Origin of the sequence: Lacimicrobium alkaliphilum, from assembly GCF_002591895.1 — a bacterium.
GTDB classification, from domain to species: Bacteria; Pseudomonadota; Gammaproteobacteria; order Enterobacterales; family Alteromonadaceae; genus Lacimicrobium; species Lacimicrobium alkaliphilum.
On the sequence record NZ_NISX01000020.1, the window covers coordinates 59,202 to 74,242 of the forward strand.

The 15,041-nt window shown below is 51.0% G+C and carries 16 protein-coding genes; 4 read left to right on the forward strand and 12 right to left on the reverse strand.

Going from position 1 to position 15,041, the window contains the following annotated elements:
• Positions 1-41 precede the first annotated feature (41 nt).
• Complete coding sequence (gene yrfG, locus CDA54_RS16615) at positions 42-731, forward strand: GMP/IMP nucleotidase (RefSeq protein WP_099036164.1); 690 nt, start codon at positions 42-44, stop codon at positions 729-731.
• A 32-nt stretch (positions 732-763) separates the two neighbouring features.
• Here the strand turns inward: yrfG and CDA54_RS16620 are convergent, their stop codons facing one another.
• From CDA54_RS16620 to gspC, 12 genes are read right to left on the reverse strand one after another with little or no spacing between them, the layout of a single operon-like run.
• Positions 764-1,510, reverse strand: a complete 747-nt coding sequence (locus tag CDA54_RS16620; RefSeq protein WP_099036165.1) for a type II secretion system protein N — start codon at positions 1,508-1,510, stop codon at positions 764-766.
• Positions 1,507-1,986 carry a type II secretion system protein GspM gene (gene gspM, locus CDA54_RS16625; protein WP_099036166.1) on the reverse strand — a complete coding sequence of 160 codons (480 nt, stop codon included), beginning with the start codon at positions 1,984-1,986 and terminating at the stop codon, positions 1,507-1,509. Before gspM ends, CDA54_RS16620 begins: the two co-directional genes overlap by 4 nt.
• Before the next feature lies 1 nt (position 1,987).
• On the reverse strand, positions 1,988-3,184 hold the full coding sequence (gspL, locus tag CDA54_RS16630) for a type II secretion system protein GspL (RefSeq protein ID WP_099036167.1): 1,197 nt from the start codon (positions 3,182-3,184) through the stop codon (positions 1,988-1,990).
• On the reverse strand, positions 3,184-4,152 hold the full coding sequence (gene gspK, locus CDA54_RS16635) for a type II secretion system minor pseudopilin GspK (RefSeq protein ID WP_099036168.1): 969 nt from the start codon (positions 4,150-4,152) through the stop codon (positions 3,184-3,186). The genes gspL and gspK overlap by 1 nt, the downstream gene beginning before the upstream one ends.
• The gene (gspJ, locus tag CDA54_RS16640; protein WP_099036169.1) at positions 4,139-4,774 is read right to left on the reverse strand and encodes a type II secretion system minor pseudopilin GspJ; all 636 of its coding nucleotides are present in this window, start codon (positions 4,772-4,774) and stop codon (positions 4,139-4,141) included. The genes gspK and gspJ overlap by 14 nt, the downstream gene beginning before the upstream one ends.
• A complete protein-coding gene (gene gspI / locus CDA54_RS16645; RefSeq protein ID WP_229748196.1) occupies positions 4,761-5,147 on the reverse strand; it encodes a type II secretion system minor pseudopilin GspI in 387 nt (128 codons plus the stop codon). Before gspI ends, gspJ begins: the two co-directional genes overlap by 14 nt.
• Positions 5,144-5,770, reverse strand: coding sequence for a type II secretion system minor pseudopilin GspH (gene gspH, locus CDA54_RS16650; protein WP_099036170.1), 627 nt, complete (start codon positions 5,768-5,770; stop codon positions 5,144-5,146). Before gspH ends, gspI begins: the two co-directional genes overlap by 4 nt.
• 10 nt (positions 5,771-5,780) lie before the next feature.
• Complete coding sequence (gene gspG, locus CDA54_RS16655) at positions 5,781-6,251, reverse strand: type II secretion system major pseudopilin GspG (protein ID WP_099036171.1); 471 nt, start codon at positions 6,249-6,251, stop codon at positions 5,781-5,783.
• Positions 6,251-7,471, reverse strand: coding sequence for a type II secretion system inner membrane protein GspF (gspF, locus tag CDA54_RS16660; RefSeq protein ID WP_099036172.1), 1,221 nt, complete (start codon positions 7,469-7,471; stop codon positions 6,251-6,253). Before gspF ends, gspG begins: the two co-directional genes overlap by 1 nt.
• A 57-nt stretch (positions 7,472-7,528) precedes the next feature.
• On the reverse strand, positions 7,529-9,031 hold the full coding sequence (gene gspE, locus CDA54_RS16665; RefSeq protein ID WP_229748201.1) for a type II secretion system ATPase GspE: 1,503 nt from the start codon (positions 9,029-9,031) through the stop codon (positions 7,529-7,531).
• Positions 9,032-9,060: 29 nt separating this feature from the next.
• Positions 9,061-11,076: a type II secretion system secretin GspD gene (gene gspD / locus CDA54_RS16670; protein WP_180237260.1), complete on the reverse strand. Its 2,016-nt coding sequence runs from the start codon at positions 11,074-11,076 to the stop codon at positions 9,061-9,063.
• Between the two features lie 44 nt (positions 11,077-11,120).
• A complete protein-coding gene (gspC, locus tag CDA54_RS16675) occupies positions 11,121-12,083 on the reverse strand; it encodes a type II secretion system protein GspC (RefSeq protein ID WP_099036175.1) in 963 nt (320 codons plus the stop codon).
• 121 nt (positions 12,084-12,204) lie between these two features.
• Between gspC and hslR the strand changes: the two genes are divergently transcribed.
• The 3 genes from hslR to CDA54_RS16690 are packed head-to-tail and all read left to right on the forward strand — an operon-like array spanning position 12,205 to position 14,731.
• Positions 12,205-12,609 carry a ribosome-associated heat shock protein Hsp15 gene (gene hslR, locus CDA54_RS16680; protein WP_099036176.1) on the forward strand — a complete coding sequence of 135 codons (405 nt, stop codon included), beginning with the start codon at positions 12,205-12,207 and terminating at the stop codon, positions 12,607-12,609.
• Between the two features lie 19 nt (positions 12,610-12,628).
• Entirely contained in the window at positions 12,629-13,498 is an 870-nt protein-coding gene (gene hslO / locus CDA54_RS16685) for an Hsp33 family molecular chaperone HslO (RefSeq protein ID WP_099036177.1), read from the forward strand.
• Between the two features lie 6 nt (positions 13,499-13,504).
• The gene (locus tag CDA54_RS16690) at positions 13,505-14,731 is read left to right on the forward strand and encodes an ankyrin repeat domain-containing protein (protein ID WP_099036178.1); all 1,227 of its coding nucleotides are present in this window, start codon (positions 13,505-13,507) and stop codon (positions 14,729-14,731) included.
• The last annotated feature ends 310 nt before the right edge of the window (positions 14,732-15,041 follow it).

The window sequence follows — 15,041 nt, forward strand, 5'->3', positions numbered from 1 at the left end:
TATAGTACTTGTACCAAGTACTATAACGCTTATAAGAGTCATTGCCTATGTTGCCCTGGAAGGAAATCGACACCGTTTTGCTGGATATGGATGGTACCTTGCTGGATTTGCATTTTGACAATCACTTCTGGCAGGAGTATGTGCCGGCCAAGCTCGCCGAGCGCGACGGCCTGACTCCGGAACAGGCCCGGGAGTATATGCGTGGCGAATACGCCAGAGTGACGGGCACCATTGACTGGTATTGTCTTGATTACTGGGCGGACAAGCTGCAGATGGATATTGTCGCTGCCAAGCGGGAGATCCAGCACCTGATCAGTATGCGCGAAGACACGTTGCCCTTTCTCGATGCGCTGCGGGAAACCGGCAAAGAGGTCATTCTGGTAACCAATGCCCACCCACAGAGTCTTTCACTCAAGGTTGAGCGCACCCAGCTGGATCAGCACATCGACACCCTGATCTCTACCCATGAGTTTGGTGTTACCAAAGAATCCCAATTATTGTGGCAGAAATTGCAGCAACGCCTGGGGTTTGAGCCCGCCCGAACCCTCTTTGTGGATGACAGTCTGAATATACTGCATGCCGCACAGGAATTTGGTATTGCTCATTTATTGGCGGTGCAGAACCCGGATTCAAAGTTACCGGTACGAGAGATTGATGAATTTGTGTCGGTTCAGGATTACCGCTACCTGCTGGATGATATTCACAGCAGTGCCAGTGCATCGGGCAACTAAGTTCGTGTTGTGATGCACATCCACAGCAAAGATCAGAGCCGTATCTGGAAGTAGCCCTGGTCATCGGGCTGGCCAAACAGCCGTGCTGCCTCATGCACTTCCTGTGGCAAATCCTGCGAAGGTCTGAAGCGACCATTAACGCGGATATTCAACTCGGGAGAAATGGCGGCCTCGGCACTGAGGCCGAAACTATTTGGCTCTTCAATGCTTACCAGCACCGCGTTATCCCTGCAACTTAAACCGGCATCAAAATTACCCAGTGGAATATAGCCCTGGGCACCGGCGACTTCCGCATTGAGCCATTGCCCGGTTCCCTCGAGAGACTGGCACTGGCGTGCATAATCGAGTTCCTGCAGATTCACTTTAAAGCGCCCGCGGGCATTAACCGGTAGCGGCAGTGGCAGCTGTGCGATGATCAGGTCTGCCGGTACATATATCATCAGATCCCTGGCCCCAACGGCATCCTTTGACAGGCTGACCTCGCCGGTCAGCGACAATTCTTCGGGATTGCGTATATTGCCCGCCTGCAGATCCAGCACCGCCTTGCCGGTCAGCAGACCCCAGGGGCTGAGCTGCCATTCTAACCGGCGTATGGGAATGCCCTGAATGCTCATCTGTTCTATCTGCCCCTGCCACAGCGTGCCGCTGACATTCTGTACCTTCAGGTTGTCAGGCAGGTCGACCCGTGCCACAAGCTGTTCAGCCGGTAGTTTGGCAATAAGAAAAACAACATAGGCGCACAGGCCCAGTACCAGGACTATTAAGGTTTGGCGCTTCATGATTTGCTTAATTGTAATCGGCGGATACGGATTATGCCCGGAGTACTGCTTTCGCTGAAATCCGCATCCTGAATCACTATTCCCTGATTTTCGATGGCCTCAAGCCAGGTGAGAACCTTGTTGAATTCGGCTTCGTCTACCCATACCTGCAGCTTGTCACCCTGAGGTTGCATGCGGGTGATCATAATACCATTCTGGTTGGCGCTGAGATTAACGGCCTGGGTTAGCGAGCCGTTAAATCGGGAGGCCACATTACCACTTTGCCTGAGCTGAATGATGCGGTTAGCGTTTTGCTCTACCCAGCTGAGTAATTCCTTCTGACTCTCTATGGCTGTCTGATTCCGTTGTACAGACTGATTCAGCGGCGCCCATACCAACAGATAGAATAACAATATGGCCATAAAACTGGCCACTAACACAACCAGGCGTTGTTCCCGTTCAGAGAGTTGTCTGAATTTTTGCGTTATCGGATTCACCTTAACTCCTTATGGACAACGAACTGATGACCTGATCGTCGGTATTGTTGATGGCGCCCTGCTGAACACTGAAGCCCTGGGTTTCAGCCAGTCTGCGGAATTGTTCAAGGGCCTCAAAGCTTTCAGCCTCCGCCTGCATCCGCAGCTCAGCTCTGGCGCTGTCGAATCTTAAAGTCTGTGGCCGTAGCCGGCTTTGCGCAAAGGCGTCGCTGAGCTGTGATAGCATCGCCAGCATTGATGCGCCTGAGCCGCCCTGCTGTAGCTCCCTGAGTTTCTGTTTCATCTGAGACTTTTCGTTCACAATGCGGGTCACTTCCGGCATCGCGCGTTTGAACTCGGCACGAATCTGCTGCTCCAGTTGCTCCCGCTCACTGGCCAGTCGTTGGGCCTGAATACCGGTGTCGATCAGGCTGGTGGTAAGTGCGATAGCCGCCAGTACCGCCGCCAGCCGCCATTTTTGCCAGTTTCCCTGTGTTTGCTTTCTGGGCCTGAATTCTCCCTGCAGCAGATTAAAAGAACATCCCAGCGCGCCGGTGGCCAGCACCTTCATGGGCAGGTCCAGTTGCTGGGTCGAGATATCGATATTCGGCAGTGATGGCAACTCAAGATCTGAGTAATTCGCAATGGTGATGGCGTCAGTTTGCTGTTTGGCATAATGGGAAATGGCCGAAAGTAACCATTCACTTTCTCCCTGGATCCCTTTCCATTGGTCCTGACGTAACAAAAGATGTTCGCCTATTTGTAACAGCGACCATTGATTATCTGATTCCGGCAGGGCAAGAATATCGGGAAGCAGTTTGTCGCAATAGAGCCCGGCTTGCTCAAGGCTACCCAGCCAGTCCTGAACTTTTTGTTTTGCCACCACGGCGACAGCCTGCTGGTTACCCTGGCGGGGGCCGGTGGCGAATAACTGACGGTCAATGTCGGTGCTGAGTTCATCTTCAAGCATAAATGGAATTGCGGCTATCGCCTTCTGGCCACCTCTGGGAGGTAAGGTTACCCATTGCAGCAAAATGTCACTGGTGGGTGCCAGAGCGGTAATGGGGCGTCCGGCAGCCCGTTCCCTGAGGCTTTGCAGGTGGCTGGCATCTGCCAGCTCACCAGAGGCAATAATATCGTCTTCAGAGGTTGAATAGACCAGCCACTGAATGGGATCGAGTCGGGTAGATCCTAATCGGATTATCAGTTGTTCGCTCATCAGAACCCTCCAAACTCGCGATAGGTGACGGTTACACTATTGTCGTCATTGACCTTCAATATGGACCTCATACTGAAACTGGCATCATTGTAACTGGCTTTACTGTACAACATAAAATAATCTGTGCTGACATCAAACCAGTCACGTTGCGCTTCTGTCAGTTGCAGGGCTGTGATCTCAGGTAGTGTCAGGAAATCAGCCACTTCTTCAAAGCCTTCAGGCTTGCGAGAAGCCAGAATACCACTCACATCCTGCAGGCTGATACCATTACCCAGTAAGGCGTGTAGCAATGGGGCCTGCTCTTCTTTTAGTGTGTTCACGTTAAGCTTAAATGTGGTGTCATTGGGTAATACGCAGATCCAGTCCAGTAAGGATGTTAACCACTCCCGCTTTGCACCGTGTACCATGCGTAATTCTGAAGCCGATACCATCAGGTTATTGGCGGGCAAATAAGGCGGCAGTTTGGCTTCATAATCGCTGTCTTCTGCGCCAAAGGGGCGGATCCGGTCATCCGTATCCAGCCAGTCCATAACAGAATCCCCAAATACATCGGCTTCATAGGAGGGAATCTCCAGACTTCGTGCCTGCAAAAGCCGTTTAAACGCATCTGCTAAGGGTTCGGGGGTGGCTTTTTCTTCAGACTGAAGGGCATTAATATTAAAACAGCTCTGCAGATCCCTAAGGCGAACTTCCAGTCCGCCTCCGGGCAAAGGAAAGGTAATATCTTCGGCTGCCCAGGGTTGCTCTAAGTGGATCACGCCATCGGCTTCCTCAACCAGCTGAGCAATGGCCTTGCGGGCATATTGCTCAGCGCCCATGGCGTACCACTGAGCCTGATTATTATCTTTAATATTAATAGCGCGGGATGCCTGCAACTGCAGCTTGCTGCCCATCTGCGTAGCGATAATGCTGACAAAGGCAACAATCAGCAATACCAACAGCAGGGCTACGCCCTTATTCCGGTGCATTCTCGCCCCCTGTGCTGGTGAGCAGGAATTCCCGCCGTATGAGGCCAAAATGCTGACTCTGGATCTCTATCGCAATAGCCTTTGGTAGCACGGTACCCTGATAACTGTCGTTCCACTCTAACTCTCTGGAGGGTTGATTGCGGTTGGCCACAAACAACACCTGGAAATCTTCAATATCCTCAAGCAGTGTTTTAATTTTTGGCTCGAAGCCAATGATGTTGTCAGGATAGTTACCATACAGCCGTTGCAATTGGCCGTCATAGAGTCGATAGCCGACTGCCTGTAAGGTGCTGCGCGGCAGCATCAGTTGCGGGTTGTGCCAGCCGCTGCGCACCAAAGCCAGGCCATCGGCGGTACTTTCCAGCAGATTAGCTCCGCCCTGCAGCACCTGGTCACTCGATTCACCATTGATCCTCACCGGGCGCGCCACGGCCTGCATTAAATCCCGCTCCAGAAACAGCATGGCACGTTGCAATGCCTGTAGATGAGCAGAACGTTCAGTAGAAATTTTGTCACTGTCCAGTACGGTCATCAGCACAGAGTGAGAGGCCAGGCCGATCATACTGAATATGGCCATGGCGATCAGTATTTCCAGCAGAGTGAAGGCGTTACAACGCTTCATCTTCACTCCCTTTAAGCCTGGTGACAAAGGTGGCTACTGAAGTTACCGCATCGGTATCACTGGCTTGCAGGCGAACTTCTATTTCCACTGAGCGCATATCTTTATCTGTAGTCTCGGTGACCACTTGCCGCCAGTGCCAGGTGCGGTCGGCCAGCTCCTCAGTGCCTTTGGCATTGTTCTGCGGTGGCCAGCGCCCTTCCAGCTGCATTCGGGCAAGCCGGTTATTTGCCACCCAGGTGGCAAAAGTCACGTCTTCGATCACAGTAATATTGTTCAGGTGCTCACTGGCTGCCTTCATCACAGCAGTGCCGGTAATGGCAAATATCAGCAATGCCACCATCACTTCCAGTAAGGTCATACCCATGGATTTCATAGGGAATCCAGCGGCTCGCTGATGGTCAGAGGCGGCATATCCTCTGCCATGACCTGAAAATGAACCGGCGCCTCGTTACCAAAAGAGGGTTCAAAGCTGAAGGTAAGGCTGAAGGGGGTGATCTCGCCGCTGGACAGAATCAGAATCTGTGGCGGCGGCAGTTGTTCCTCTTCGTCACCAATTTCCACACTGTCTTCACTGACTGACAAGGACTCATCAAACACACGGGTATCAAACAGGCTGTCTTCCTGCTGCCACGGCAAATCTTCAAGTTGCAGCTCAAGGGAAAAGTGCTCATCGAGTTGCACGGGGCTAAACAGTCGCTCGGGTTCAAATCGTTGCCACTTTTGCTCTTCATTCAGGGTCACGAAGTAATAGCCATTTTCTTCGGCTTCAGCGGTTTCAATACGCAGGCCGATTTGCGCCTGATTCAGCACTGCATAGTCAGACACCATATTGACGACCACCTGAAAACGCCAGGCCTGTTCTTCCAGTTCAGCTTCCTTGCTGCTGCTGAGGCTGGTAAAGCTGACGGTGCCAACCACCAGGCCCATCAACAGCAATACCAGCATCACCTCCAGCAGGGTAAATCCTGTATTACGCCCGCTCTGAAGGGAGCTCATGGGTTACTCCTCAGAGATATTCTTCCAGATTCCAGTTGCCAATATCGTCATCGCTGCCGGATTGCCTGTCTGGCCCTGCCGAGTACACATCGAAGGTGCCCATCTCTCCGGGGCTGAGAAGGTAATAGTCATTGCCCCAGGGATCTTTGGGCAGACGCTGGATGATGCCATCAGCAGGGTAATTGCGGGGCACAGGCTCCATGGTCGGAGCGTTAACCAACGCCTCCAGCCCCTGTTCTGTGGTTGGGAAAGTGCCGGTACGAACGCGGTACATCTGAATTGCGCTTTCCAGTTGCTGGATATCGATGGCTGCCTTTTTAAGCTCGGCTGACTCCTGATTTCCCAAAATAGCCGGTGCGACAAATGCGGCCATCATGCCGATAATCAGCAAGACCACCATGACTTCAATGAGGGTAAAACCACGATGGTGTTTAGCCGGTTGCCGAATGGCCCGATCCGAACCAGATTTGTTATGTTTCATCAGAGATTCACCATAGAGTTTAATGCAAGAATTGGTTGTAATATCGCCATTACGATAAACATCACAATGGCCGCCATGCTCACGATCAGCACAGGCTCAAACACTTTGAGCGTGACGCTGACCAGAGTCTCAAATTCACGATCCTGATTGTCTGCTGCCCGTGTCAGCATTTGCTGCAACTCGCCGCTACGCTCCCCCGACGCAATCATATGCATCATCATGGGGGGAAACATGCGGGTTTTTTCCAGTGCTGCACGCAGGCTTGAACCTTCTTTCACCCGCTCTGAAGCGTCGAGGATCAGGTTGCGGATATGCAGGTTTTCCAATACCTGTGCAGCGATACGCATGCTTTCCAGCAACGGAACGGCACTGGATGTCAGAATACTCAGCGTACGGGCAAACCGCGCCGTATTCAGGCCACGAGACACCTTACCTAATACTGGCAAGCCCAGCAGCATTCGGTGAAAGCCAAGCTTTATTCGCGGCACCTGCAACAATCGCTGGACAACAACGGCCAGCACCAGTATCACCACACCTAAAATCAACACATAGCTTTGCAGCCATTCACTGATAGCAATCATGACCCTGGTAATCATCGGAAGTTCCTGCCCCATGGTATCGAACTGACCGACGATTTTGGGTACCACCTGGGTCAGCAGGGCAATCACCACCAGCAAGGCGACGGTGAGCATCAGCGCCGGGTAGATCATTGCCTGAATGATCTGACTGCGGGTCTGGTTGCGCTTTTCGGTGTAATCTGCCAGGCGATTCAGTACCGTATCCAGATGGCCTGATTTCTCTCCTGCTGCGACCATGGCGCGGTAGAGCTGATCAAACACCAGCGGAAACTCGCCCATGGCATCGGCCAGACCGTGGCCTTCTACCACTTTGCTGCGAACCGCCATCATCATATTCTTATGGCGCGGTTTTTCACATTGTTCGGCTACGGCCTGCAGTGCTTCTTCAATGGGCAGAGCCGACTCGATCAGGGTGGCGATCTGGCGTGTTAACAGGGCCAGATCAGAGCTGGAAATGCTGCGCTGAAACAGCCGTAATCCAGAATTCTGCTGTTTGTGTTTTTGAGTAACCTGTTCAACGTCGAGGGGAATCAGGCTCAGCTCACGCAGTTGCTGACGCACCTGACGGGCGTTGTCAGCTTCGATTACCCCGGACTTATTGCGACCCTTGTTGTCCAGGGCTTTATAGGCAAAGGCCCCCATCAGCTACTGCTCCGTTTACGCAGTAAAGCCGGGAATACCGGTATTGTTTCTGAAAGCTTAGTCTTCGCGGGTAACACGCAATACTTCCTCCAATGAAGTCAGACCCTTGAGTACTTTGCTGCAACCGTCATCGCGGATACTCGGTGCAGACTTACGGATATGCTTCTCTATGGCCTGCTCACCATGGCCATTATGGATCATGTCGCGAATTTTCTCATCTACCATCAGCAATTCGTGAATGCCGGTTCTGCCCCGGTAGCCGGTCTGATTACAGGCCGCACAGCCGGTGGGGGTGTAAATCGCATACTCGGTGGCCTTTTTAACCTTAATACCGAGAATTTCGCACTCCTGTTCGGAGGGAATATGCTGCTGCCGGCATTCCATACACAGAGTACGTACCAGACGCTGTGAAATCACAGCCAGCAGGCTGGATGAGAGCAAAAAAGGCTCGATACCCATGTCTTCGAGGCGGGTGATGGCCCCGGACGCGGTATTGGTGTGCAGGGTCGAAAGCACCAGGTGCCCGGTCAGACTGGCCTGAACCGCAATCTGTGCAGTTTCCAGATCCCGTATCTCACCCACCATCACCACATCAGGATCCTGCCTGAGTATGGCCCGAAGCCCCCGGGCGAAAGTCATGTCTACGCGGGTATTGACCTGCGTCTGGCCGATACCTTCAAGGTCAAACTCGATAGGATCTTCCACCGTAAGAATATTTCTGTCCTTGGTGTTTATTTCGGTCAGGCCCGCGTACAAGGTGGTACTTTTACCCGAGCCCGTTGGGCCGGTAACCAGAATAATACCGTGAGGCTTACGGATAAGAGCTGAGAAGTGCTCGCCAATATCCGCCGTCATACCTAAATCAGCCAGATTCAGGTGGGCAGTATTTTTATCCAGCAAACGCAGTACCACCCGCTCGCCATGACTGGATGGCATAGTACTGACACGCACGTCTACCGCGCGCCCGGCAATACGCAGAGTAATACGGCCATCCTGGGGGACACGCTTTTCGGCAATATCCAGCCGTGCCATAACTTTGATGCGGGAAACCAGCATCGAGGCCATTTTGCGGTTCGGGCGCAGAATTTCTCTGAGTACCCCATCCACCCTGAACCGCACAATCAGGCGTTTCTCGAAGGTTTCGATATGAATATCCGAGGCCCCTTCCTTAATGGCTTCGCCAAGCATGGCGTTGATCAGCTTGATGATGGGGGCATCACCTTCACTTTCCAGCAAGTCTTCGGTTTCCGGTAACTCTTCGGCCAGAGCAAAAAGATCCCCTTCATTACCGATATCTTCCATTAACTGTTTGGCTTCAGAAGAATCGCGCTGGAACGCCTGAGTCAGCAGGCCTTCAAATTTTTCCGTGGGGATTTCCCGCAGTTCAAATTTGCTTCCCAGAAAGCGTCGTACCTCGGCGAAAATTTCAAATGAGGTTTCCACCGTGTGGTAAAGCACGGGCGGTTCAGGCTGCGTATCCAGCAGCACTTTATGCCGTTTGGCAAACCCGAAAGACAACTGTTTGTGATCACTCACTGTCGCTTCAGGCTCTGCAGCCATCTGTTCTGGTGAAACGTGTTGATCTGACATCAGTCCTCTTGCCCCTGCTCTTTGTTATCCTTTTTCTCTTTCATGGTTTCATCGAAGCTGGGCGGCAGACTCAGAGAATCATCCCACTCCGGTAACACTGGCGTTTCTGCAAAAGGCATCAGTGGCACACCATCGGCCTGGCGCTTAAGCTGTTCGGCACGCATAAAGTTATATTTCTGGTGACTGATCTGATTCATGGTCACGCCCTCACGAATAATTGTGGGGCGGATAAAAACCATCAGGTTGCGCTTGCGCTTACTGGAAGAAGTCGACTTGAATAAGTGACCCAGCAATGGAATATCACCTAACAGCGGCACTTTAGACACGCTTTCCTGAATATCCTCGTCTATCAGACCACCGAGCACCACTGTGCCACCGTCATCCACTATGACTGTGGTTTTGATTTCCCGTTTGTTAATAGAAATATCCACGCCGGTTGTGCCGCTGACACTGGACACTTCCTGTTCTATCAGCAACTGCACGGCGTTACCTTCATTAATCTGTGGGGTGACTTTAAGCTTGATACCTACTTCCTGGCGGTCCACTGTCTGGAAGGGGTTCTCATTATTTGAGCCTGTGGAGGAACCGGTAATAATAGGCACTTCCTGGCCAACAATAAAAAACGCCTCTTCGTTATCCATGGTGGTCAGATGGGGGGTGGCCAGTACATTAGAATTTGTGTCGGTACTGACCGCCTGAACGACCGCCCCCCAGCCGTCTTTAACCACACCGTACATGGCACCGTTAAGGCCGCCGAGCAGGTTGGCCAGGGCATTAAGATCCCCCTCAATCGTTTCTGTAGTGCGAATTGGTTCGCCACTGGAACTGTAAATGGTTTTATTCACTTCTTTATCTTCGGCCTGACGCAGGGCCACACCCAGAGCGCCAATGGGTACAGTGCCGTTATTAAACTGCTGACCGCCACCATTTTCACTGGCCCACTGCACACCAAGCTGGGTACCGTCACCTTCAAACACCTCAACAATGATGGCCTCCACCTGCACCTGCGCGCGGCGAATATCTAACTGGCGAATCACTTCACCGAGTGAACGCATCATATCCGGCTCAGCGGTGATGACCAGCGCGTTGGAGTCTTTGTGGGCATCGATACTGACATCACGGGTATTGTTGCTACGGCGCTGGTTGGGGGCGGCTGAACCTTCTTCGGCCTGGATACCAGCACTTACGCCTTGTAATACTTTAACCAGGTCTTCCGCCTTGGCATATTTAAGATAATGCACACGAGTATTGCCGCTGGTTTCCAGCTCCCGATCCAGACGTTCAATAAGGTTGATCAGGCGTTTGCGGGCTTTAATGTCGCCGGAGACAATCACACTATTTGTGCGGTCATCTGCCACTACTCTGGGCTGCAGTAAATCAGGTGTGGGTTTACCACCCTGTGACTTATTGATGCTTTCTACGATACGCACCATTTCAGAGGACGAGGCATATTTGAGCTTGATAATCTCCACTTCCTGATCGCCGGCTTTGTCGACCCGTTCGATAATTTCCACCAGGCGGTTTACCACCGCAGCGCGGCCTGTAAGCATCATCACATTGGAAGGATCATAGCTGACCACATTGCCGCCACCGGCCTGGTCGTTAAGCTGACGAAGCAAAGGTGCCAGTTCGCGCACGGAAACATTGTAGACCGGTACCACGCGGGTGATCATTTCGTCACCGTCAAAGGGGGTACCTTCGATGACCGGGATATTAGAGGTTTTTGCGTCTTTGTCGCGCACCACTTTCAGGATACCGCTGGGCATTTCCACCACCGCAAACCCATATACCTGCAGCACATTCAGGAAAAACTGATAGTACTGTTCTTCACTGAGCAGATCGTAGCTGCGCACGGTAATTTTGCCGCGCACATTGGGGTCAACGATGATGGTGCGCTGGAGATTCTTACCCACAATATTGATAAATTCGTCAATATCCGTGCCTTTGAAATTGGGTGAGTACTCAGCCGCAGAGAGGCTGGTCGCTACGGCAAAAAAGCCCGCCATCAGAGCCATTGAAAAACGCTTAAATACACCACAGCGCATAGTTCTAATCCTTATCATTGAAGATCATCCGCAGGAAGGTCCAGATACAGAGTGAGTAATTCCCCATCTCTGTCAACGGTCAGTTGCAGAGAATCCGTTTCACGTAGCATGGACATGGCTTCCATGGATTGCTGAATATCAGTTAAATCCAGCCCGTTTATTTCTGTGACAATATCATTTGCCTGCAGGCCAACCGCATTAAATAACGCCGGTTTTTTACCGGGGCTTACCCGATAGCCTTTCAGTTCTCCCTCCGCCATATGCTGAGAAATCGCAATATAATCGGTAAAGTTTGCTGGCTGTGACATCAGCTCCTGAGTGGCACTGACTGCCTGTTCAGACAATTGTCTGGGTGATGTGCGTTGTGGCTGAGGCTGCGGGTTGCTTGGCGTCAGGACCGCCCGGCCTTTTTTAAAATCCACGCCGTCCAGCATCAGAGTCTCCATACGACTGCCATTCTGGATAATAATACGGTCGATCAATACCTCTTTAACCACAACATTGGTGCCGTCCACTTTTTCGCCGACGCCGTAGGTATTCTGTTGATTACGGTTCTCAATGATCGCCGCGCCCTGGCGGGGAATATCACTGGCCACCAGACCTGTTAGTGTCAGATTCAGGTTTGTCTGGGGTGCATTTTCCACCACCCGCTGCACGGGCCTCTCAGCCTGAGGTTTGCCAAACAGATGGAGCTGCTGAATCTTATCAATATCCAGGCTGTTGTCAGCATTAACGGCCTGAGTACGGCTGACCATTTCTACCTGCTGGCTGGTGGCGTCAGGTTCGGGGATCAGTTTCCAGGTCAGTTCTGCGGCAAACGCGAGAAGGTAAAGGCTCAGCAATACCACCACAATTTTAATGGCGGTATCCTGGTGTCTTATCAGCCAGGGTCCGATTTGTTGAATATTATTATGGTTAATGGCGATCACATTACTACCAGGGTTACGATCAGTTGCGCGTCCATGTGTGCGGGGCATACTTGACAGCGATAGCTGATCACTGTGCTAAACTATCCCGCCCATCATAGCCAGTCGCCGAAAGGGTCACAACTCTAATCCCTCCAGGTTACTAAAAAATTACAGTTAAGGAGAGCGGATCATGGCTGAATCGAACACAAAATCACAAATGACCGCAGTCAGGCTGGATAAATGGCTGTGGGCGGCCCGTTTTTGTAAAACCCGGGCACTGGCCAGAGAGCTGGTGCAAAGCGGTAAAGTGCAATATAACAACCAGCGCTGCAAGCCCAGCAAAGTGGTTGAATTGGGTGCTGTTATCCGCGTGCCACAGGGCTATGATGTTCGTGAGGTGGTGGTCGAGAATTTATCAGACAAACGCCGCAGCGCCGCTCTGGCACAGCAACTTTACACTGAAACGGCACAAAGTATTGCCAGACGCCAGGCCAATGCCGAAGCCCGCAAAGCCGGCGCGCTGTTAAACCCCAAACCAGACCATAAACCGGATAAAAAACAGCGCCGGGATATTATAAGATTAAAACATCAATAATAAGACAGAGAGCAAAACCATGAATCAGGCCAGTGATCAGCTATTCCGTTACCTGTTCAGCAACGACAACGTGCGTGGTGAACTGGTGCAGTTACAGCAAAGCTATGCCCAGGTGCTGGAAAGTCAGAATTATCCAGAACCGGTGCAGCGTTTGCTGGGTGAGCTGATGGCGGCGACGTCACTGTTGACTGCAACCCTTAAGTTTGAAGGGGATATTGCGGTACAGGTACAAAGTGACGGGCCGGTGAAATATGCGGTGATCAACGGCACCCATAAACAGGAACTCAGAGGGGTAGCACGCTGGGATGGCGACGTGCCCGATGAGTTCAGTGCCATGTTAACAAAAGGTGTACTGGCCATCACCATCACGCCCAGTGAAGGGGAACGTTATCAGGGGCTGGTGGCGCTGGACAAGCCCAGCCTGGCGGAATGTCTGGAGCGTTATTTTGAACAGTCAGAACAATTACTGACCCGCGTGATACTCAAAGCCGATGCGAACAAGCAACAGGCGGCTGGCATGCTGCTACAGGTCTTACCGGGTAATGATCCCAAACAGGAAAGTTTTAACCATCTGGTGCACCTGACCGATACCATCACCGCCGATGAGCTGTATACCCTGCCTGCGGAGCAGATCCTGCACCGCCTTTATCACGAGCAAAAAGTAGAGCTGTATCCGCCACAGCCGGTGATCTTTAAGTGCAGCTGTTCAAAACAACGCAGTGCCACTGCCCTGGCCTCGGTAGATAAACAGAACCTGCTGGAGATTGTGGCTGAAGAAGGCTTTGTCAGCCTCAACTGCCAGTACTGCCATACCGAATACCGCTTTGATGCCATAGATATTGAAGCGATTCATGCCGGGCATTATGGCGAGAGTCAGCAGCTGAGCTGAAAGAGCTTGGATACGACCCTTTTTACTCCCGAGCAGCCCAGCGGAAAGCCACGGCAGACCGAATTGCAGACATTAGCAGGGAAGTTTGATAGGTTAGGTAAAGAACAGTGTAAGTGGGTGGAACTTTTTGGGATCAACGTGTCTGCCCCTCTTGATTCCACGACTACGAGAGCTTTAGGGAAAATGTCCAGGAGACTAAAGGTCATTAAATTTTTCGATAGAAAGGCTCCGCTTGTCATTTGCTTCATAGCGGCCTGTGCTCTAATGTCCTTGAAGCTACAAGCAAAATTTCTCGCCCCTGATGAGGTGAACTTAATCGACCCGCCCCTAGATTCTGTACAACGTACATTATGGAATGATTTCCCTGTAATCATCCATAGACGCACGCAAGAACAACTGAAATTTATTGAGCGCTCATTCGAAGCTACTCCTTCAGAAGCACAGCGTTTCCTTTCCTATCAGTCCATTGCTCGTACACATGGGCATGAATTCGCGAGTGCCATAATGGAATTCACTGAAAATTACATAGCGGCTCAAAACGTTTATATGAGCGAACTACCTGAGTTCGGCATATATAGCCAAGTTAGCCCAATATTGGGATGTGCGGTCTTCAAGGCAGACAGGGGATTTATTGACCCTTGCAACAACGTAGAATTTGATTTTACAGGCAAAGTAAAAAATCATTCTGGTTACGAGCACTTACGGCTGACCGTCCCTCCTCATAGGGTTGTCGATAATAAGCTAGAATTCATTAAGGATTATAAGCCTAAAGAAGTTATCGATTTCACTCCTAACATCCTAGAGATGAATGTATCAGATATTGAGAAAGCTCTCTTCGCGATTGACTTTGAGCGCTTAGACATCTTAAAGAAGATATGCGGACAAAACCCTGAAGTACTGACACAGAAAAATAGTGCGGGAACCAACCTAATTCAAATGGCAGCGTACCATGACTCTACTCTAGATTACTTATTGGGTTTCGAAAACATTCAACTCGAACACGTAAACAAGGCAGGATATACTGCACTGATGTTTGCTGTGTGGAATGAAAAATTCAAAAATGCTGAGAAGCTAATCAAGCGTGGTGCTACACCGCAAAGTTATTTTTATCAGGATTCGTACGTGCCTTCTATCTATGAGTTCATGGTAAATGAGTACCTCTTTACTGAAGACGTCGCTAGGGAAATTCACGAGAAATTACTGGAAATAGGGAAAACAGCAAGGGACGGCTGAGTCATTTCTCATAGGTTTTCAGTGTGCGGTATTTCATATTAGACCCATACTTGCCGCTCAGACGAATTGATTCGACGGTCTTAAATTGGCACCGAGCAGCGTCAGGATAAGCTTCGTAAGACAGCATTGAGCGAAAAACGGACATTTTCTGGCAAGTCTGTTAGTTTACTTTATCAATGAAGCTTGGGTTTTTGGGGCTAATTTTGATACGCCCACTTTTTATTTAAAATTACCGGGATATTTATGGATAAGCTCTTTAGGATTTCATCTAAATGCCCAATAAGTGACCAGGGCGGGATTCCACTTTGAT